The sequence below is a fragment of the Corynebacterium sp. HMSC077G07 genome, assembly GCF_001809225.1.
Taxonomy (GTDB): domain Bacteria; phylum Actinomycetota; class Actinomycetes; order Mycobacteriales; family Mycobacteriaceae; genus Corynebacterium; species Corynebacterium jeikeium_D.
Window position 1 is genome coordinate 13,666 of record NZ_KV796530.1, and the last position, 19,271, is coordinate 32,936.

Annotated in this window: 20 protein-coding genes; 4 read left to right on the forward strand and 16 right to left on the reverse strand. The window is 58.5% G+C overall.

Features of this window, described 5'->3' with window-relative positions:
• Positions 1-4: 4 nt before the first annotated feature.
• Complete coding sequence (locus HMPREF2562_RS03740) at positions 5-406, forward strand: DUF2631 domain-containing protein (RefSeq protein ID WP_038628682.1); 402 nt, start codon at positions 5-7, stop codon at positions 404-406.
• Positions 407-522: 116 nt separating this feature from the next.
• Here HMPREF2562_RS03740 and rlmN read toward each other — a convergent pair whose 3' ends face one another.
• Positions 523-1,620 (reverse strand): dual-specificity RNA methyltransferase RlmN, encoded by a 1,098-nt coding sequence (gene rlmN / locus HMPREF2562_RS03745; RefSeq protein WP_049170933.1) that lies wholly within the window; start codon positions 1,618-1,620, stop codon positions 523-525.
• A gap of 117 nt (positions 1,621-1,737) precedes the next feature.
• On the opposite strand from rlmN, the gene HMPREF2562_RS03750 reads away from it, so the two are divergent.
• On the forward strand, positions 1,738-2,166 hold the full coding sequence (locus HMPREF2562_RS03750; RefSeq protein WP_070429301.1) for a lipopolysaccharide assembly protein LapA domain-containing protein: 429 nt from the start codon (positions 1,738-1,740) through the stop codon (positions 2,164-2,166).
• 21 nt (positions 2,167-2,187) lie between these two features.
• Here the strand turns inward: HMPREF2562_RS03750 and HMPREF2562_RS03755 are convergent, their stop codons facing one another.
• From HMPREF2562_RS03755 to rpsB, 5 genes are all read right to left on the reverse strand, one after another.
• The gene (locus HMPREF2562_RS03755; RefSeq protein ID WP_048735546.1) at positions 2,188-3,093 is read right to left on the reverse strand and encodes a phosphatidate cytidylyltransferase; all 906 of its coding nucleotides are present in this window, start codon (positions 3,091-3,093) and stop codon (positions 2,188-2,190) included.
• 39 nt (positions 3,094-3,132) lie between these two features.
• Positions 3,133-3,690: a ribosome recycling factor gene (gene frr / locus HMPREF2562_RS03760; RefSeq protein ID WP_070549641.1), complete on the reverse strand. Its 558-nt coding sequence runs from the start codon at positions 3,688-3,690 to the stop codon at positions 3,133-3,135.
• A gap of 83 nt (positions 3,691-3,773) precedes the next feature.
• The gene (pyrH, locus tag HMPREF2562_RS03765) at positions 3,774-4,499 is read right to left on the reverse strand and encodes a UMP kinase (RefSeq protein WP_070429358.1); all 726 of its coding nucleotides are present in this window, start codon (positions 4,497-4,499) and stop codon (positions 3,774-3,776) included.
• Between the two features lie 182 nt (positions 4,500-4,681).
• Positions 4,682-5,509 (reverse strand): translation elongation factor Ts, encoded by an 828-nt coding sequence (gene tsf, locus HMPREF2562_RS03770; RefSeq protein WP_048735543.1) that lies wholly within the window; start codon positions 5,507-5,509, stop codon positions 4,682-4,684.
• Between the two features lie 55 nt (positions 5,510-5,564).
• Entirely contained in the window at positions 5,565-6,386 is an 822-nt protein-coding gene (gene rpsB / locus HMPREF2562_RS03775; RefSeq protein WP_038628671.1) for a 30S ribosomal protein S2, read from the reverse strand.
• Positions 6,387-6,762: 376 nt separating this feature from the next.
• Between rpsB and HMPREF2562_RS03780 the strand changes: the two genes are divergently transcribed.
• Positions 6,763-7,284 (forward strand): murein hydrolase activator EnvC family protein, encoded by a 522-nt coding sequence (locus tag HMPREF2562_RS03780; protein ID WP_070429359.1) that lies wholly within the window; start codon positions 6,763-6,765, stop codon positions 7,282-7,284.
• A gap of 14 nt (positions 7,285-7,298) precedes the next feature.
• Here HMPREF2562_RS03780 and HMPREF2562_RS03785 read toward each other — a convergent pair whose 3' ends face one another.
• The 9 genes from HMPREF2562_RS03785 to HMPREF2562_RS03825 all read right to left on the reverse strand — a co-directional run bounded on the left by HMPREF2562_RS03785 (position 7,299) and on the right by HMPREF2562_RS03825 (position 15,567).
• On the reverse strand, positions 7,299-8,153 hold the full coding sequence (locus tag HMPREF2562_RS03785; RefSeq protein WP_049170927.1) for a tyrosine recombinase XerC: 855 nt from the start codon (positions 8,151-8,153) through the stop codon (positions 7,299-7,301).
• 291 nt (positions 8,154-8,444) lie between these two features.
• Positions 8,445-9,581 (reverse strand): DNA-processing protein DprA, encoded by a 1,137-nt coding sequence (gene dprA / locus HMPREF2562_RS03790; RefSeq protein WP_049189671.1) that lies wholly within the window; start codon positions 9,579-9,581, stop codon positions 8,445-8,447.
• Between the two features lie 29 nt (positions 9,582-9,610).
• Positions 9,611-11,143, reverse strand: coding sequence for a YifB family Mg chelatase-like AAA ATPase (locus tag HMPREF2562_RS03795; RefSeq protein ID WP_070549642.1), 1,533 nt, complete (start codon positions 11,141-11,143; stop codon positions 9,611-9,613).
• The gene (locus HMPREF2562_RS03800; protein WP_065421646.1) at positions 11,144-11,566 is read right to left on the reverse strand and encodes a YraN family protein; all 423 of its coding nucleotides are present in this window, start codon (positions 11,564-11,566) and stop codon (positions 11,144-11,146) included.
• Between the two features lie 211 nt (positions 11,567-11,777).
• The gene (locus HMPREF2562_RS03805) at positions 11,778-12,080 is read right to left on the reverse strand and encodes a DUF2469 domain-containing protein (protein WP_005509529.1); all 303 of its coding nucleotides are present in this window, start codon (positions 12,078-12,080) and stop codon (positions 11,778-11,780) included.
• A 54-nt stretch (positions 12,081-12,134) separates the two neighbouring features.
• Positions 12,135-12,839 (reverse strand): ribonuclease HII, encoded by a 705-nt coding sequence (locus HMPREF2562_RS03810; RefSeq protein ID WP_240593326.1) that lies wholly within the window; start codon positions 12,837-12,839, stop codon positions 12,135-12,137.
• Positions 12,814-13,611: a signal peptidase I gene (gene lepB, locus HMPREF2562_RS03815; RefSeq protein WP_048735525.1), complete on the reverse strand. Its 798-nt coding sequence runs from the start codon at positions 13,609-13,611 to the stop codon at positions 12,814-12,816. The genes HMPREF2562_RS03810 and lepB overlap by 26 nt, the downstream gene beginning before the upstream one ends.
• A 74-nt stretch (positions 13,612-13,685) precedes the next feature.
• The gene (gene rplS, locus HMPREF2562_RS03820; RefSeq protein ID WP_048761860.1) at positions 13,686-14,027 is read right to left on the reverse strand and encodes a 50S ribosomal protein L19; all 342 of its coding nucleotides are present in this window, start codon (positions 14,025-14,027) and stop codon (positions 13,686-13,688) included.
• A 139-nt stretch (positions 14,028-14,166) separates the two neighbouring features.
• Complete coding sequence (locus tag HMPREF2562_RS03825; RefSeq protein WP_070549643.1) at positions 14,167-15,567, reverse strand: HNH endonuclease signature motif containing protein; 1,401 nt, start codon at positions 15,565-15,567, stop codon at positions 14,167-14,169.
• Between the two features lie 341 nt (positions 15,568-15,908).
• Here HMPREF2562_RS03825 and HMPREF2562_RS03830 point away from each other — a divergent pair, with 341 nt between their 5' ends.
• Positions 15,909-16,892 (forward strand): DUF1648 domain-containing protein, encoded by a 984-nt coding sequence (locus tag HMPREF2562_RS03830; RefSeq protein WP_049189676.1) that lies wholly within the window; start codon positions 15,909-15,911, stop codon positions 16,890-16,892.
• A 38-nt stretch (positions 16,893-16,930) separates the two neighbouring features.
• Here HMPREF2562_RS03830 and HMPREF2562_RS03835 read toward each other — a convergent pair whose 3' ends face one another.
• On the reverse strand, positions 16,931-19,246 hold the full coding sequence (locus HMPREF2562_RS03835) for a Tex family protein (protein WP_049194020.1): 2,316 nt from the start codon (positions 19,244-19,246) through the stop codon (positions 16,931-16,933).
• Between the last annotated feature and the right edge of the window lie 25 nt (positions 19,247-19,271).

Sequence of the window (19,271 nt, forward strand, 5' to 3'; positions counted from 1 at the left end):
TCAAGTGAGCAACCACGAGCCAAAGGAAGAGATTTACCGCGGCGTCAGCACCCTCGACGAGCCGTCGGCGAAGTGGGGCTGGCACGGCATTAGCAAGAGCGCTATGCAGAAGGCCGGCTGGATTTCCGTGATTTTCCTGCTGGGTATGACCATTGGTAACCACAAGGGCAACGTCGAGAACTGGTGGCTGGTCGCCATCGCCGCCCTGATTGCTATTGGCCTGCTGCTGCAGTTGTTCGCCCCGCAGGGTTCTCAGGTCCGCACCGTTACCGGTCACAACAAGCCGGAAGGCCACATTGAGCCGGAGTGGGCACGTGACCAGGTTAACGGCACTGGTGTCTACGCTAACCTGACCGACTCTCAGCTGCGCTCCTGGAACCGCCTGCCGGAAGGACAGAACCAGTAGAGTTAGCCACTTTTGCAGAAAGTCTGGCCTAACAGCTCTATAGCGACAGCTCTATAGCGCTACAGCGCACAAAAAGATCCGCACCGAATTCGGTGCGGATTTTTGCTATTCAGCGACTAAACTTCTTCAGCCGCCAGCTGACCACACGCTGCCGCAATCTCGTTGCCACGGGTATCGCGGACCGTGCACGGTACCCCCTGGGCCTGTACGCGGCGGACGAACTCCTCCTGCTGCTTCTTCGGGGAGGCGTCCCACATCGAACCCGGAGTTGGGTTGAGCGGGATTAGGTTGACGTGGACACGTGAGCCCAGAGCATTGTGGAGCTTCTTACCCAACAGGTCTGCACGCCAATCCTGGTCGTTAATATCGCGAATCAAAGCGTACTCAATAGATACGCGACGGCCTGTCTTGTCTGCGTAGTAGCGAGCTGCATCGAGTACCTCGGCCACTGTAAAGCGATTGTTGATCGGTACCAGCTCGTCGCGAAGCTCGTCATCCGGAGTATGCAGAGACACCGCGAGAGTTACTGACAGGTACTCGTCGGCAAGCCGTCGGATATTCGGCGCGAAACCAACCGTAGAGACGGTGACATTGCGCATCGAGATGCCAAATCCCTCCGGCGAGGGCCGCGTGATGCGATGGACGGCGGCGAGAACACGATTGTAGTTCGCGAGCGGCTCGCCCATGCCCATGAATACGATGTTGGTCAGACGACCGCCCTCAGCTGCCATAGTGGCAGCGGCCTCACGCACCTGGTCGACAATCTCCGCGGTGGAGAGATTACGCTGCAGACCGCCTTGCCCCGTCGCGCAGAATGGGCATGCCATACCGCAACCGGCCTGTGAGGAAATACAGAGGGTCGCACGCCCCGGGTACTTCATCAGCACGGATTCCAGCAGCGTACCGTCACCTGCACGCCACAGAGTCTTACGAGTCTCGCCGTCATCACAGGTGATGTGGCGAACGGGAGTCAACAGAGGTGGGAAGAGACTGTCCTTGACCTTTTGACGATCTGCTTCTGGCAGGTCAGTCATCGTCATAGGGTCAGCCTCAAGCCGACCGTAATAGTGCCGGGCAATCTGATCGGCACGGAAGGCCGGCAGGCCCAGTTCCTTGACCGCAGCCTTCCGTTCCTCAACATCGAGGTCCGCAAAATGGGTCGCGGGCATGCCGCGACGTGGAGCTTTAAGAACGATTGGAAGTGAAGATGCCATGATGACACCCATTTTCGCATGTAATGACGGTTTTGGCCTAATGAGTGACTCGGCAGCCGCAACTAAGTGAACCTTTATAAGTGGTACATACCTGCCAAAACGTGTTGAATGATAGGTATGACTAACGCTAATCAGCCGAATAACGACAGTCCGCTTTTCGACGACGTTCCGTCGTACTCCCCAAATGATTCCGTGGCTCCTGCACCTGAGCAGGACAACCTTCCAGAGCCAGTCGTTGACGCGCCGACAGAGAAGGACTCCGCACCGGAGCCAGCGCCCGCCCCTGGCCAGCGTAAGGTGCAAAAGACCACTGCGGGCTCTATGTGGATTGGCCTGGTCATCAGTGCAGTTTTGCTGATCGTACTGCTGGTGTTCATTCTGCAGAATCAGCAGGAGACCGCACTAAACCTGTTCGGCTGGACCTGGAACTTCCCAGTCGGCGTCGGAATGCTGTTCGCTGCCATCCTCGGCGCCCTCATCACCGCACTCATCGGTGGCTGGCGAATGTTTGATCTGCGCCGCCAGATTCGTAAGGGCGGCAACTAAAGGCCGATTGAACCAGCCGAATTAAACTAGGCTGAATAGCTGCAATATCAGCCACGTCATCGCGGCTGATGGCAGCATGCCATCCAGGCGGTCCATCAGACCGCCGTGGCCCGGCAAAATCGAGGACATATCTTTAATCCCCAGATCTCGTTTGAACTGGGACTCCATCAGGTCACCAAGCGTAGCCGAGATAACCAGGGCGATGCCCAGCACGATGCCCTGCCACCACGGCGCGTGCAACATAAAGATCGCACAGAGCGCTCCAGTAATGGTGGCGAGTACAAGAGAGCCGCCGAACCCTTCCCAGGATTTTTTAGGGCTTACCTTTGGGGCCATCGGATGCTTTCCGAACATTACACCAGCGGCATAGCCTCCGACGTCATTTGAAATAACCCCAATCATGAAGGTCACAATGACCAGACGCGGATCAACTCCCCAGGGATTGTCCATGCGTACCAGCTGCACTGCTAGCGCGGCAAAGAACGGAATCCACATCATCACGAAAACACCGACTGCGACATCCCGCAGCCAGTTCCGTGGTGCTTCGGCCATCCCGTGTAAGAACAGACGAACGACCAGCAAGAGCATCAGAGTCGCGGCCAGGCCCATGACCAAACCGTCAATCCCCCAGTAGGCAGACAACCACACCATCAGCTGTCCGCCGAGAATCAATACCGGGCGAGGGACCTGCCAATCGGACTCACGGAGCCGCTCGCAGACCTCCCAGGTTGCGAGACCAACCGCCGCGGCGACCAGAACGGTCCAGGCGAGCGCCCCCAGTAGCAAGCCGATGATGACGACTGCACCAAGTGCTACGCCCACCGTGATTGCAACCGGCAGGTTCCGACCTGCTGAGTTGCGTGGCTTAATGAGCCGTAGTTCGTCTAGAACACGTTCCTTATTGGACGCTGGCTTCGACGTTGGCATTGGCGCCTCAAATCCCCTCTCCCGGTTGAATATGAAGGCCTAAACCTCCATCAATTCCGCTTCCTTGCGTTCAACCAAGGAGTCCACCTGCTCGACGTAGTTCTTGGTGACCTGGTCCAGCTCCTTTTCGCCTGCCTGCACCTCGTCCTCGCCAGCATCGCCGTCCTTCTGAATCTTCTTCAGAGTTTCCATGCCCTTACGACGGACATTGCGAATCGCGATCTTGGCGTCTTCGCCCTTCGAACGTGCGACCTTAACCATCTCACGACGACGCTCCTCGGTCAGCTGCGGGATAGTTACGCGCAGGACCTGGCCATCATTAGTCGGGTTCACACCCAGGTCGGAGTTGCGAATCGCGTTTTCGATGTCGCCCATGACGCTCAGCTCATACGGCTTAATCAGCAGCATGCGCGGCTCTGGAACCGAAATGGTAGCCATCTGGGTAATCGGAGTCGGAACACCGTAGTACTCCGCAATAACGCCGTTGAACATCGCCGGGTTCGCACGGCCAGTGCGAATGTGGGTCAGCTCCTCGCGGCAGTGTTCTACGGAGTTACCGTACTTTTCTTCACAGTCAAGCAGGACTTCATCAATCATTGTGTTTTTAACCTCGGGTTTCTACGCGGGTTCTAGATAGTTCTAGAGCGCTCTGTGGAAAGAACGTATTACGAACAAATTTATCAGCTGTGGACGAGAGTACCGATTTGCTCACCGGCTACCGCGCGCGCAATGTTTCCGTCGGTAAGCAGATTAAACACGAGAATCGGCATGTTGTTGTCCATGCACAGGGAGAAAGCGGTGGCATCCGCAACGCGCAGGTCGCGTTCCAGAACCTCACGGTGGGTGATGTCATCGAACAGCTCTGCGTCCGGCACCTCACGTGGGTCGGCCGTGTAGACACCGTCAACGGCCTTGGCCATCAGCAGTACCTCGCAGCCGATCTCCAGGGCGCGCTGGGCGGCGGTGGTGTCGGTGGAGAAGTACGGCATACCCATACCTGCACCAAAGATGACCACGCGGCCCTTCTCCAGGTGGCGCTTAGCACGCAACGGCAGGTACGGCTCCGAGACCTGTGCCATGTTGATTGCAGTTTGAACGCGGCAGTCCACGCCCTCCTGCTCGAGGAAGTCCTGCAGAGCCAGGCAGTTCATGACCGTGCCCAGCATGCCCATGTAGTCAGAGCGTGCGCGGTCCATGCCGCGCTGCTGAAGCTGTGCGCCACGGAAGAAGTTACCTCCGCCAATGACGACACAGACCTCGACGCCCTTTCGGGAAACTTCCGCAATCTGTCGGGCAACGTTTTGCACCACGTCCGGGTCAACGCCAACCTTGCCGCCACCGAACATCTCACCACCGAGCTTGAGCATCACACGTTTGAAGCCATTGCGCTCGACAGATTCTGCCATGACCATGCACCTTTCTCACACCGTTTAAAAAGTCGCAGACGAGTCTACCCGGTCACGACAGCAAGGCACACTTGACGCTCCGCATTGTCTGCAACATGGCAGCAAAATGCCCCACCCGAAGCAATCGGATGGGGCATTCACACTAGCTAGCAGCTAGAGGTTAGAGCACAAATTACAGCGAATTAGTGCTGACCAACCTCGAAGCGGACGAAACCGGTCAGGGTAACGCCAGCCTCTTCCATGAGCTGCTTAACGGTCTTCTTGCTGTCAGCGACGGACGGCTGCTCCAGCAGAACAACGTCCTTGTAGAAGCCGTTCAGACGGCCCTCGACGATCTTGGCGATAGCCTGCTCCGGCTTGCCCTCTTCGCGAGTAATCTTCTCGTAGACAGCGCGCTCTGCCTCGACGCGGTCAGCCGGGACATCCTCGCGGGACAGGTACTGAGCCTTCAGAGCGGCAACCTGCATAGCTGCTGCGTGAGCAGTCTCTGCAGCGCCCTCTCCCTCACCGGTGTAAGCAACCAGAACACCGACAGCTGCCGGCAGGTCTGCTGCACGGCGGTGCAGGTAGACAGCGATGTTGTCGCCCTCGAGAGTAGCAGCGCGACGCAGCTCCAGCTTCTCACCGATCTTTGCGGAGAGCTCCTGGGTAGCCTCAGCTGCGGTCTGACCGTCGAGGTCAGCTGCTGCGAGCTCTTCCGGGGAGTTTGCCTTGACTGCTGCGGCAGCGTCGGCGACCTTGTTGGCGAAGTCGATGAACTCCTGGTTCTTGGCAACGAAGTCGGTCTCGGAGTTGACCTCGACCATGGTGTTACCAGAAACAGCAATCAGGCCCTCGGCAGCGGTGCGCTCTGCACGCTTGCCGACGTCCTTTGCGCCCTTAATGCGCAGGATCTCGACAGCCTTGTCGAAATCGCCGTCGGTCTCGACGAGTGCGTCCTTACAAGCCTTCATGCCGGAGCCGGTCAGCTCACGGAGCTTCTTGACGTCAGCAGCAGTGAAATTCGCCATGCTGGGCGTTCCTCCTTGTGGTGGTTAGAACTTGTGGTGGTTAGAAAGTTCAGCTTTACTCAGCGGATGCCGTCTCAGTTGCAGCGGAGCCCTCGGCGTCCATCTCTGCAGCCTGGTCGGTGTTCTCAGCGGCGGACTCGATCGGAGCGTCGCCTGCTGCTTCGCGAGCAGCGTTGGCCTCGCGCTCAGCGCGAGCCTTGCGGCCCTCTTCAACAGCGGTGGAGATGATGCGGGTCAGCACGGAAGCAGCGCGGATTGCGTCGTCGTTGCCCGGGATCGGGAAATCAACGTCATCCGGGTCGCAGTTGGTGTCCAGGATGGCAACAACCGGAATGCCCAGCTTCTTAGCCTCGGAGACAGCGATGTGCTCCTTGTTGGTGTCAACAATCCACAGTGCGGACGGAACCTTGGACATGTCGCGAATACCGCCCAGGGTGCGCTCCAGCTTGGTGCGCTCACGGGTCAGCATCAGGATTTCCTTCTTGCCGCGACCCTCGTAGCCGTTCTCAGCAGCGTCCATTGCCTGAAGCTCCTTCAGGCGAGCCAGGCGCTTGGAAACGGTGGCGAAGTTGGTCAGCATACCGCCGAGCCAGCGGTGGTTGACGTACGGCATGTCAACGCGCTCTGCCTCGTTCTGAACGGCTTCCTGAGCCTGCTTCTTGGTACCGACGAACAGGATGTTGCCACCGTGAGCGACAGTCTCCTTGACGAACTCGAAAGCCTCGTCGATGTAGGTCAGGGTCTGCTGCAGGTCGATGATGTAGATGCCATTGCGCTCGGTGAAGATGAAACGCTTCATCTTCGGGTTCCAACGACGGGTCTGGTGACCGAAGTGGACACCTGCATCGAGCAGTTCTCGCATGGATACAACAGCCATGTCATATTCAGGGAAGATCCTCACGTCCAGCCTGACTAGGGCTGCGGCTGCTTCCCTTCCTTTCTTATCCGATATAGGTGGTTACAGTTCACGCACAGGCTTTCCCTGTGCCCTAGCGCTCCCCCGCTGCCTCACACCCGACAGATATCCTGCCGAGCACCCGTGAACCAGCCGGAATGGGTCGCGCGCGTAGTCTTTGTGCTAATGACCGCCCATTAAGGCAGACACCGCGAGCGTAATCTTATCTGATACATCGCGCAGGTCGCAATATCTGACACGCCCTGCTATCCACAGGACAAAAAGTCATCCACAGCTAGAACCGTTTGCAATGCACTGCCGCTTGTCGACGGGTGTAGCGTCCGCCACACTATCGCGCATGACAACCAAGCAGAGTTTCAGGCGCTCGCTAATGCGCACATTAGCGCTATTCGTGCTCGCTGTCGCGCTAACAACACCCCCAAGCCCACCTGCAGCTACCGGCGAGCCAATATCCGCTATTACGCATACTTTCCCTGTGCACGGCAAAGTTCTACGCTTCTACACCCCACCGGAAAAACGCTGGCAGCCTGGACATCGCGGAGTAGACCTGAACGCCTCCCCGGGCCAGCCAATCCGCGCCTCAGCTCCCGGTGTGGTGCATTTCGCCGGTTCGATCGCCGGAATGACTTCCGTGTCAATCATGCACGCCGATGGCATCCGCACAACCTATCAGCCCATAGATACCGCGTTAGAAAAGGGAGACCACGTGGCCGCTGGCCAGGTGATTGGTCATCTTGTGGTCAACGCCAAACATCCCGAACCGGGCCTGCATTGGGGCGCACTGCGCGGCAAAGACTATCTCAACCCACTGGATTTGATACAGCGGAGACCAATCGTGCTCAAGCCTGTACGCAATTAAACAACCCTGCGCAATTAAGCGCGCGGATGTGCCCGCTTATGTACTTCACGGAGACGATCCGCTGAGACGTGGGTATAAATCTGCGTGGTCGCCAGACTCGAATGACCGAGCATCTCCTGCACCACACGCAAGTCAGCGCCACCTTCCACCATGGCCGTGGCCGCAGAATGTCGGAGAGCATGCGGTGAAACATCAGCCCATTTATGAATAACTCGGCGCGCCTGACGAGGATTCAATCTACCTCCACGCACACCGAGAAAAAGCGCATGTTCGGCCTGTGCGGAAGCATGAAAGCTTCCACGCACCTGGAGCCAGCCTTTGAGTGCCGCCTCCGCTGGTGCACCGAAGGGCACGATGCGCTGCTTGTTCCCCTTACCCACTACCGAGATGATGTGGCGGGAAAAGTCCACATCTGAGACGTCGGCCTTGCACAGCTCTTCTACACGCATCCCGGTGGCATACAACAGTTCCACAATGGCCAAGTCGCGAGCCGCAACTGCGCTGTCCTCGGATGAGACTTTCTCGATTGCCTCCTCAACCCTCTCCGGCGAGAGCACTTCCGGAAGATGCTGATGTTTCTTCGGCGTTGACAGCCGCAGCGACGGATCAGCATCGAGAATTTGCCGAGCTACGAGCCAACTACAGAACTGGCGAATGGACGTCGTTAAGCGAGCCAGCGATGACCGCGCAGCACCCTCCGCATGCTTCGCGCCGAGGTGCGCACGGATGACAGGGGTGGAGAGTTCACTGATGTGGTCCAGGCCGGCGAGGAGGGGGATGAGATCGGCTCGATAGGCACGGACGGTTGCGTCAGAGAGTCTGCGGGAATAAGTCAGCTCATCGAGAAAATCCATGAGCACGGCCTCAATATTGGCGGATAACCCGAGATCCAGCTCAGTCCTGTCGTCGTTATTGGTTGCGCGCTTCACGGTTCTGACCTTAGTAGATGCACACCGCGAGACCTCACCAGACAGCGGAAAAAGGCAGTGACTCCGACTTTCGCCAGAGCCACTGCCCTATTGCCTCACCCATGTCACAAGCCCGTTTCCGTAACAGTTACTTAGGCTTGCCTTGCCTATATTACTGAGCGTACAGAGAATTGCAATACCTAATTCAAGATTTTTTCGAGATTCTCTGCAGAAGGCTTTATTAGCGCCTCACTAACGCTTCTGTTCCTGGCGCAACCACCCACCCTCCACCCGACTGGTCAGCCCCTGTCCCTGCAGCTCCAGCAACAAATGTGTCGTAAGCGCCACGGCCAATCCCGCCTGCGCTGCGACTTCTCCCACCGGCGTTGGCTCCGCAGAATTCAGAGAGTCGTAGACAGCGAGCTCGTTTCGAGAAAGCTTCTGCACCGCCGACTTTTCCCACAACAATTCAAGCTGAGCATCCTCGTTCACTGTGCCAACTGACCGATACAGCGACCGCACATTATCGGCACTACACACCAGGACAGCCTCGCCACTGCGGATTAGGTCATGACAGCCAGAGGTAGTTTGCAGCGTCACCGGTCCCGGCACTGCTCCCAAGGGCTTGTTTAGCCTCACTGCCCAGTGCGCTGTGTTGCGCGCCCCTGAACGCCAGCCCGCCTCGACGATTGTGGTTGCTCGCGATAGGGCCGCTACCAGACGATTCCTAGTCAAAAACCGATGCCGCGCAGGTCGCACCCCCAGTGGATACTCCGTAATCAGCGCACCCCGCTCTGCAATCCCGTCGAAGAGTTCTGCATGCGCCCGCGGATAGTCAACCCCTACACCACCGGCTCCGACCACAACCGTAGTGCCGCCAGCGTCGAGCGCAGCTCGATGCGCCGCGGCATCAATACCCAACGCACCACCACTGATGACACTAACCCCCGCATTCGCGAACTGCCCCGCGAATTGGGCCGCCACCTGTGTCCCGTAGCTGCTGGCCATCCGCGTTCCGACAATCGCCACCGCTTCACTGACCACGTCCCGCAAGTCACGGCCACGCACCCACAGCGCAAGTGGTGGTGCATCGGCGCGGTCACGGACTTCGAGCGTCGTAAAGCAGGACAGCAGCTCCCCCGGCCACTCTGGGTGCCCCGGATAAATAAGACGCCACCCCATCGCTGCCGCCAGCTCCAAATCGTGGCCGCTCTGGTCAACGTCGGCCCGTGCCTGCGTCGTATTGAGCAGACCTTCCGGCAGCCCGGCGCGAGCCTTGATCCTCTCTGCTACCTCTACCGGCCCAAACTCCGTCACGAGCCGCACAATCTGCGGATGCGTCGCCTCTATCACACGATTCAGGTAAGCCCACGCGTGAATTTCGTCCATTTCTCCCCCTTGATAGTGGTTCGGTTGTATTAGCCGCTCTCGCGGTCATGCAGCTGGCAGGCACGTTGCACGTGCTCGAAGGTAAACGCGTCTACTCCCCCGAGATCTGCGAGCGTCCACGCCACTGCGATTACTTTGTCCACTCCCCGCTGGGTAATCTCTCCGTTCCTCAACTGGAAGTCCAATAACGCCATCGCTTCTTCGTCTAAGCCCGCGTGACGACGGAGAAGCGAGCGTGGCACACTCGCGTTGGTGACGGCTGCTTCGTCGGCAAGCCCCAGGGCCTGCCACCTATGTCGGGCACGGTCACGTGCGGCCTGTACCCGATCGCGAACGGCCGCGGAGGGCTCATTGTGTGCTTTGTTTTTAATTCCCAGCTTGGCCCCGGCAGGACTGAGCGTGACGTTGAGATCCATGCGATCGCGTAGCGGGCCCGATAATGCGCGACCATGCTTGGCTCGCTCGGTACTAGAACAGGTGCATTCGCTGGCATACGCCGCCCCACACCGACAGGGATTGGTCGCCATGACTAGTTGTGTTCTCGCCGGAAAGGTCACTCGATGGTGCGTACGCAGGTGGACGACCACCCCGTTTTCCATCGGCATCCGCAACGCATCCAATACCGCCGGGCGCATGAGGGTGATTTCGTCCAAGAACAGCACCCCATGGTGGGCAAGGCTAATCGCGCCGGGCTTGGGCACAGCACCGCCGCCGACTAACGCTGCCACAGTCGCGCTGTGATGTGGAGCCACAAACGGCGGATGTTGAATAAGAGTGTCCGCAGTATCGAGCGCTCCGGCCACCGAATGCAGCGCGGTGACCTCCAGCTGCTGCCACTTCTGCAATGGCGGCAGAATTGTGGGCAAGCGCTCAGCGAGCATGGACTTCCCAGTTCCCGGAGAACCCTGCATGAACAGATTGTGCCCACCTGCTGCGGCTACCTCGAGGGCGAAGCGGGCCTCAGGTTGGCCATCGACATCGGCCAGGTCTACCGAGAAGGCTTGTTCGCTGGGGTCGTCGTTAAGCGCGGTCGTCAAACCTGAGCCGGTGAGTACCCAGCCCCATAGCTGTGTGAGGTCGGCTGCGGTGCAGACTGCGATGCCGTCGACGAGCGCGGCCTCGGCGGCGTTGGCGGCGGGGACGACAACCCAACGGGCACCTGCCTCGCGGGCGGCAAGGACCTGCGGCAGCACTCCACGCACCGGGCGAATGGAACCGTCGAGCCCAAGTTCGCCAATGAGAACCGTGTGGCGGAGACGACCTCGGGCCTCCATGTCATCGCTGGTTGCGATAAGGATGGCGCAGACGATGGCGAGGTCAAAGCTAGTGCCGTGCTTGCGGATATGCGCCGGCGACAGACTCACCACGACTTTTGTCTTCGGCCAGGGCAACTGCGAGTTAGCAACCGCCGTGCGCACGCGATGTTTGGCTTCTCCGACGGCGGCATCGCCGAGCCCACCGATATACATTCCCGGCAAGCCACGCCCAACATCGGCTTCCACCTGCACAATAGTTCCTTCAATGCCGCTGAGGCTGACTGCAAGAGCTGTACCGACAGTCATCTAGCAGTCCCACATGATTGCGTCGCTGATTGCGGGAATGTACGTAACTGCAACGACTGGAGGACCGGACGAAGGGCTGGACACTGTGACTTCTGCGCAGTCGATAACTACGGACTCTAACCAGTAGGTAGAACTCTCTGACAGCCACTGTGCCGCCGCCTTGCGCAAATGACGAAGCTTGGCTGCTGTGATGGACTCTCTGCCGTCCCCAAACTGACTACTTCGCGAGCTGCGCCGCGTTTTTACCTCCACAAAATGCAGCCTGCCGTCAACATCTTCAGCAATAAGATCGAGCTCATAGCGCCCCACCCGCTCATTCCGAGCAATAACTTCCCACCCCTGATCCTCCAACATCTCGGCGACGAAATCCTCCCCAAACGCGCCGAGCTGTCTCGTGGTTAGTTCTTCAAAGCTCTGTGTCATAGCCCCGGTCCCCCTGGTTCCCCGTTGAATTGTGCCTTGGCGGTTTACTGCCTAGACTTTTGCCGCCTTGGCGGTTCGGAAACACTCTTGCACAGCGGGCATGACAAAGGCCCTCCGATAAATGCTCAGAGGGCCCTAACTGTGGATAATTTTTCGACTGTGGATAACTGTTAGCAGCTAGCCATAACAAGTGATGACAGGCGACGATAACCTACGGCAGTCGCAAGTCCGGCTTATCCAGTTCCTCGATATTGACATCCTTGAAAGTGATAACGCGCACGTAGCGGACAAACCGAGCCGGGCGATGGACATCCCACACCCACGCATCCGACATCCGCAGCTCGAAATAGACCTCGTTTTCGCTGTTGTGCGGAATCAGCTCCACAGCATTAGCAAGGTAGAACCTGCGCTCCGTCTCAACAACGTACGAAAACTGACTAACGACATCGCGGAACTCCTTGTACAGGGATAGTTCAACGTCGGCCTCGTAGTTTTCTAGATCTTCTGCGCTCACGACCGCGACGGCTCCTTCGAGTGTTTACATGTTGCTCTTTTTGTACATGTTGGTCTATTCGGGGTGCTCAAGATACTCCGCGTGTGCCAAGCGCACATTGCGGTATGACCACCGATGCTCCGGGGTTGCGCCATGGCGTGAAATCGCTTCCATATGCGATGCCGTGCCGTAGCCCTTATGCCCCGCCAGACCATAGTCCGGATACTTCTCCGATAGGTCAACCATAATGCGGTCGCGGGTGACTTTGGCTAAGACACTCGCAGCAGCAATACATCGGCAAGCGGAATCACCACCAATCACGGGCAAATAGGGTGCCGTGAAGCCAGACACTTTGAGTGCGTCGGTAAGCACATAGCCAGGGCGCTTCCCCAAACCGGCTACCGCGCGGCGCATTCCAGTGACATTCGCGTCCTGAATGCCGAATTGGTCGATGTAGGACGCGGGAATCGTCGTCACGCAAAAAGAGGTGGCGAAGCGTTGGATGAGCGGAAAGAGCCGTTCGCGTGCGGCCGGCGTGAGCTTTTTAGAATCGGTGAGCTTATCCAGCTCTGCGATAGGGCGTTCGGGAAGGCAGCAGGCGGCGATGACTATCGGGCCTGCACAGGCGCCACGGCCAGCCTCGTCGACCCCAGCTACAGGCCCAAAGCCACGCTTTGCCAGCGCGACCTCTATCGTGCGCGACTGCTTCAGCCTCCGCAGTTTCGGCGCCGGCGGCGTGAGCAGACTGTGCTGACTAGTTGTGCTGGATGTCCGGATCATCGACGCCACCGATGCGGTTAAACGGCAGGATGATTGCCTGCACCTTGCCGACGACGTTATCCAGCGGCACAGTACCCTGCAGCTCGTCGCCCATGTGATAGCGAGAGTCCGCAGAGTTGGTGCGGTTATCACCCATGACCCACAGATGCCCCTCCGGCACTGTTACCGGCCCGAAGTACGGGCCACCACACTGCTCTGAGCCAAGATTATCCACCACCGGCTTGTCTGCCGGAGTTTTAATGAAATCCTGGTCTGTCATCTTGCCGTCAACCATGATGCCGGGATCTCCTGGGCGACACTGCACAGTCTGCCCACCCGTGGCAATCACACGCTTGACCAACGCATTTTCATCCGGGGCGACAAGGCCAATCCAGGAACCAACCGTCTGCAGCGAGTTCGCCACTGGGTTGGTTGAACGCTGTGACACGTAGTTACTATTCCAGGACTCCGGGCCATTAAAGACGACAACATCGCCGGGCTTGGGATCTGAGAACTGGTAGGAAACCTTATCCACCCAAATGCGGTCACCGGTGCACCCGACACATCCGTTGAGCGTCGGCTGCATCGACTCGGATGGAATCACGTAGACGCGGCCGATAAAGGACTGCACACCGGCACTGATGAGCAGGGCAATCACGATAATGATTGGAATCTCGATGTACCACGGAGTGTGCTTTTCAGGCTCCTCGTCAAGTTTCCGGAAGCCTTTCAAGCCTTCAGTACGGTCTTCTTTTTGGCCGTCAGTCTGTTCGCGAGAATCGTCGTCGGTCATGGGAAAAGACTATACGCGATAGAAAAATCCCCACCGAGCTCAACACTCGATGGGGATTATTTTGCGCCAAAAGACTAGCGGCGCTCCTTGATGCGTGCAGCCTTACCGCGCAGGTTGCGCAGGTAGTACAGCTTCGCACGGCGAACGTCGCCCTTGAAGACAACGCGAATCTCGTCGATGTTCGGGGAGTGCACCGGGAAGGTACGCTCAACAGCGATACCGAAGGATACCTTGCGGACGGTGAAGGTCTCGCGGACGCCGCCGCCCTGACGACGGATAACGACGCCCTTGAAGACCTGAATACGCTCGGTCTTACCCTCGACAATCTTTACGTCGACCTCGACGGTGTCACCAGCGCGGAACTCCGGAATGTCGTCGCGCAGGTATGCTGCATCAACCTTGTCAAGAATGTTCATGGAAACTTATTCCTTTACTTTTTGCATAGACAGAGGACCCTGGCGGCGCTTTCCCACAGAGGGACGCTCGGCCGGTTCATGCCCGAAACAGGTAAAGCTGCCTATAAAGACAACCTGGAAATTATTACACACCCCCTGGTCAGAAACCAAACTCTTCCATGTTCGGCGGGTCTTGCGGGTCTTGTGGGTCCTGGGGGTCTTGCGGTTTAAGAGTATCGGCGTCTTCTCCCCTGCGCGCTTCTTCGACCAGCTTCCGTGATTGCTCTATCAACTCCTGGCGATACTCGTTATATTCTGCCAGTGCCTGCGCCATTCGCAGTCCCCGTTTGTCAAAGGTGTAGCGTCCGTGCCCGGCGAGCGGCCCATCTTCCAGGCTCACCGCCTTTTTGCCCGTGCTTGACGACGTCCACAGTTCCACTCCATCCCGATCACGTGCAACATTCCACAGACCAGCTGTTTTCATGTTGTGGTGCCGGCGGCAGAGGCAGTGGAGGTTCGGCGTTTCCGTTGCCCCGCCCTCCTCTGGGTGCTCTTTGTCGTACGGCTCAATATGGTCAATGTCGCAGAGCTCCGCGGGTACATCACATCCCGGAAAGCGACACGTTCCGTCCCGACCTTTAACGAAGGCCCTCTGACTTTCGGTTGGGGCGTAGCCCTCCGCGGTTTCGTCGGCAAGCATACGAATATGCGTGACCTTATCAATCCACGCCTGCGTAGCTAACTGCGAGATCCAGCCAACGCCGCCAAGCCAGGCGGTGCGGGGACGCTCCTCTGTGGCAGGACAGTATAGGTTGAGTACGATTTTTGCCTCGGCGGTGCCGCGGATGAGGTGTGTCAAAGCTTCGACTCGAGTGCAGCCAGCTGAGCTGGAGATGGACTCGAGGGTGGTTTTGAATTCGAGAGCGCGGGTCTTTTCCAGCTCCATAAAAACTTCCGCGAAGTTGTCGCTCTCTTCAAAACCGATACTCTCTCCTACTATTTCGCGTTCTCCTGCAGGAAGCAGCGGATCGACATCACCCGGAAGGTTTTTGGGGCGAAGCTGAGGTTCAATTTCTTCGATAACCCGTTGCAGGAATTTATGTAGGCTGCGAACTCCCCGGAGTGCCTCGCCATGCTTTCGGGGAATGACAAAGCGGGCAATTTCTTCTTCAACAGCTGCACGCACCTCTGGATCGTGGAGCGGCGCTGTCGCGCGAGCAATGGTGATCAGATGCGCAAAGGGCAAATGAGCTCGAGCTTTAATAAAGGCACCCAGCCGGGGCATACGCGCTAACTGAATGCCGACCTCTACATACTCGAGCGCCTTACCGCGGGAAATACCCAACTCGGGTGCGATTTCAGCAATGTATGCATTCACATCAATCTCAAGCGACTTCGGCGTGCAACCGCAAGCTATACCCAGTTCCAGGCGATTGCGTTGGATACCCGCCACCGCCAACTGGTTCGTGGATGACTCGTGGAAAAACTGCGGCGCTTCAGGCAGCAGAGCCGCTTGGTAAACATCAGACGGTTGTTTGGCCGGACTATCTTTTTCAGACATTGTTCCCCCAAAGCCCCAACCCCGCTCAGTGTCGATAACCAGTGAATACCACTAGCCCAACGCCAAGAAGAGAAGCTCAAGTACTTTGTTCTTGATGCCTCCATTTTAGCACACCCATTCGATTGCGCAACCCCTTTAATAAAACTTTTTCGCTTGTACATTCGAGTGAATTGTTGAGCGTGTTATCAAATGTCACGAGGTGCATCTTCTGGCGAAACTCCGCGCACACTAAGACGGCACGCTACAACCGCTCGCTACAACGTCACGCTGATACAGCACTCCAATAACGACCGCTGCCGACCGTTGCTACAAAGCCCCCCCCCAACTGCTAGATTGTCTCCATGCAGCAGATTCCACGCTTTGACCCCTGGATTGTTCGAGGAACAATCATCGCCCCGTGCGTTCTGGCGATTGCACAGCTTCTGTGGGTAATTGCCATTTCCGACCGACTACCGGAGCAGTTAGCAACGCATTGGAGCGGTAGCGGCACTCCCAACGGTTTCATGCCGCCAGTTCAAAGCACATTGATTATGGCCATCATCGTCATCGCATGTGCACAGATCGGTTGGCTCGGCGCCAAGACCAGTACGCCGCTTGTTGTACGGAAGCCAATTGCAATAACCAACCTCGCCCTCTGCGGCTTCTTAATCGGCATTGAATTCGCGATTATCATCCCGCAGATCGGCACGACGGACCCTACGACCGCCCGAATCGGCTGGATCTATGCAATAGCCGGCGTCATCATCGGCCTAGTAGCGGCCCTGCTCGTGACGCGCCGCCTCAAGGACTACTCCTCGCTTACCGACGCCACGGTCACCGAGCCGACATCGCCACAGTTGCCCCATCGAGAAGGAGCCCCGACTCCCATCGATGTCAGTGTGGCCATCTCTAAGGGGGTCAAGGTCACCCTCGCAGTCTGGTGCGTGGTGTCTGTAGCGCTCGCAGTGTTCCTGCCAAGCCTCGGCATTGTTTTTCTGCTGTGCACGCCGCTATTCCTCATCGCATATGAAACCGGCATGACACTAGACACGGACCCGAAGACAGATTCCATTACCGTTTTTAACGGCTGTGGACCGCTGAAGATGAAACACCCCATTGAGCTTCGAACCATCAAATATGCGAAGCCGGCCACTTATAACTGGGCCGACGGTGGCGGTATTGGGCTTCGACTTGGCAATGATGGCCGCATCACCGTGGCGGCACGGTCAGGCGAGGCAGTCAAGATTGAGACCTCGGGGTCCGATTACACCATCGTCGTACCGGATGGAATGGCTGCGGCTGTCGCGGGTGAGATCAACAGCCGCATCGACGCTATGCGCCAATAGGCTATGCGCTAATAAATCAAGCGCTAACAGATCAGGAGCTAAAAGCCTGCCCTGCGCAGCGCGTCAGCCATGGAACCGCCGCCTCCACCGCGGTTGGCTCCACCGCGCTTCTTATTCTGGGAACCACGCTTTCGGCCGCCTCCACGGCCTTCTCCGCGACCGCCGTCACGCTTTGGCTTGGCATCCGAGGCGTCGTCGTCAAGCCTGAGCGATAGACCGATGCGGTTGCGTTCGACGTCAACGTCGAGAACCTTCACCTTGACCACCTCGCCCGAGCGGACGACCTCGTGCGGGTCGGAGACGAAACCGCGGGCCATGTTGGAGACGTGGACGAGGCCGTCCTGGTGGACTCCGACGTCGACGAAGGCGCCGAAGGCCGCGACGTTGGTGACGGTGCCCTCGAGAATCATGCCGGGCTGAAGATCGGAGACCTTCTCCACGCCTTCCTTGAAGGTGGCGGTGACGAACTCGGGACGCGGATCGCGGCCGGGCTTGTCCAGCTCGGTCAAGATGTCCTGGACGGTGGGCAGGCCGATACCTGCGGACTCGTCGACGAAGTCTGCAGCACGCACCTTGGACAGGACACGGGAGTTGCCGATGAGCTCCTGGACACTAACGCCGGTCGAAGCGGCGATGGCATCGACGACGCGGTAGGACTCCGGGTGCACGGCGGAGGCATCCAGCGGGTTGTTAGCGCCGTGGATGCGAAGGAAGCCGGCGCACTGCTCGAAGGCCTTCGGGCCAAGACGCGGAACCTTCAGCAGCTCCTTGCGGGAGGTGAAAGCGCCGTTTTCGTCTCGGTAAGCGACGATGTTGTCCGCAACAGTCGAGGACACGCCAGCAACGCGACCGAGCAGCGGCGCAGAGGCGGTGTTGACCTCCACGCCGACAGCGTTGACGGCATCCTCGACCACGGCATCGAGAGAGTGCTCGAGCTTGGTCTGGGAAACGTCGTGCTGGTACTGGCCGACACCGATGGACTTCGGATCGATTTTGACGAGCTCAGCAAGCGGGTCCTGCAGGCGGCGGGCAATCGATACGGCACCGCGGAGAGATACATCCATGTCCGGGAACTCAGCTGCTGCCAGGGACGATGCGGAGTAGACGGAAGCACCGGCCTCAGAAACCACCACAGGGGTCGGCTTCTTGCCACCGGCCTGAGCTATCAGGTCAGCGATTTCGCGGGCCAGGGTTTCGGTCTCGCGGGAAGCGGTGCCGTTGCCGATGGCCATGAGCTCCACGCGGTGCGTGGCGCAGAGAGTGGCCAGTTGCTCCTTGGCGCCGGACCAGTCATTGCGCGGCTGGTGCGGGTAGACGATGGCAGTGTCGAGCACCTTGCCAGTGGAGTCGACAACGGCGCACTTAACACCATTGCGGTATCCCGGGTCCAGGCCGAGAGTGGCGCGCTGGCCAGCCGGTGCGGCCAGCAGCAGGTCACGCAGGTTACGGGCGAAGACATCCACGGCTTCGGCCTCGGCGCGCTCCTTCAGTCGAGTGCGGGCATCGAGGGCAGCGGACACCTCCAACTTGGTGCGCCAACCGAAACGAACGGCCTGGTCAATCCACTTGGAGGTACCGCCGTCGGGAAGCTCAAAGGCCTCACGGATCATGTGCTCGTAGGTCTCATCCTCACCCGCATCGATGTTGAGCGTCAGGATGCCCTCGGCCTCACCGCGCAGCACGGCCAACACGCGGTGGCTAGGCATGGTGTCCAGAGGTTCGTTGTGCTCGAAGTAGTCACGGTACTTCGCACCCGCAGTCTCCTTGCCCTCCACCACGGCAGCGGCGGCGGAACCGGAGGACCACACCTGCTCACGGACAGAGCCAACCAAATCAGCATCGGTAGCGAAGCGATCGACCAAGATGGCACGGGCACCGGTCAGAGCGTCCTTCGCATCCTTACCAGCTGCCTCGCCGTACTTAGTGGCCAGAGTCTCGGGGTCCGCGGCTGGGTCGGCCAGCAGCTCCTCCACCAGCGGTTCGTACCCGGCCTCACGTGCAATATCGGCCTTGGTCTTGCGCTTCTTCTTGTACGGCAGGTAGAGATCCTCCAACCGCGCCTTAGTGTCGCAGGCGAGGATGGCGGCCTTCAGGTCGTCGTTAAGCTTTCCCTGCTCTTCGATAGCGGCGAGAATCGTTTGCTTGCGATCTTCTAGTTCGCGCAGGTAGACGACGCGTTCCTCGATGAAACGCAGCTGTGTGTCATCGAGTCCGCCGGTTACTTCCTTGCGATAGCGGGCGATGAAAGGCACGGTGTTGCCTTCGTCGAGAAGCTTGATAGCGGCGGCGACGGCACTTTCGGCAACGTCCGCACCAGTGGCGGCGAGTTCTCGGGCAATTACTGATGAAATCACCCGGGCAACTTTACTATCGTGGAAG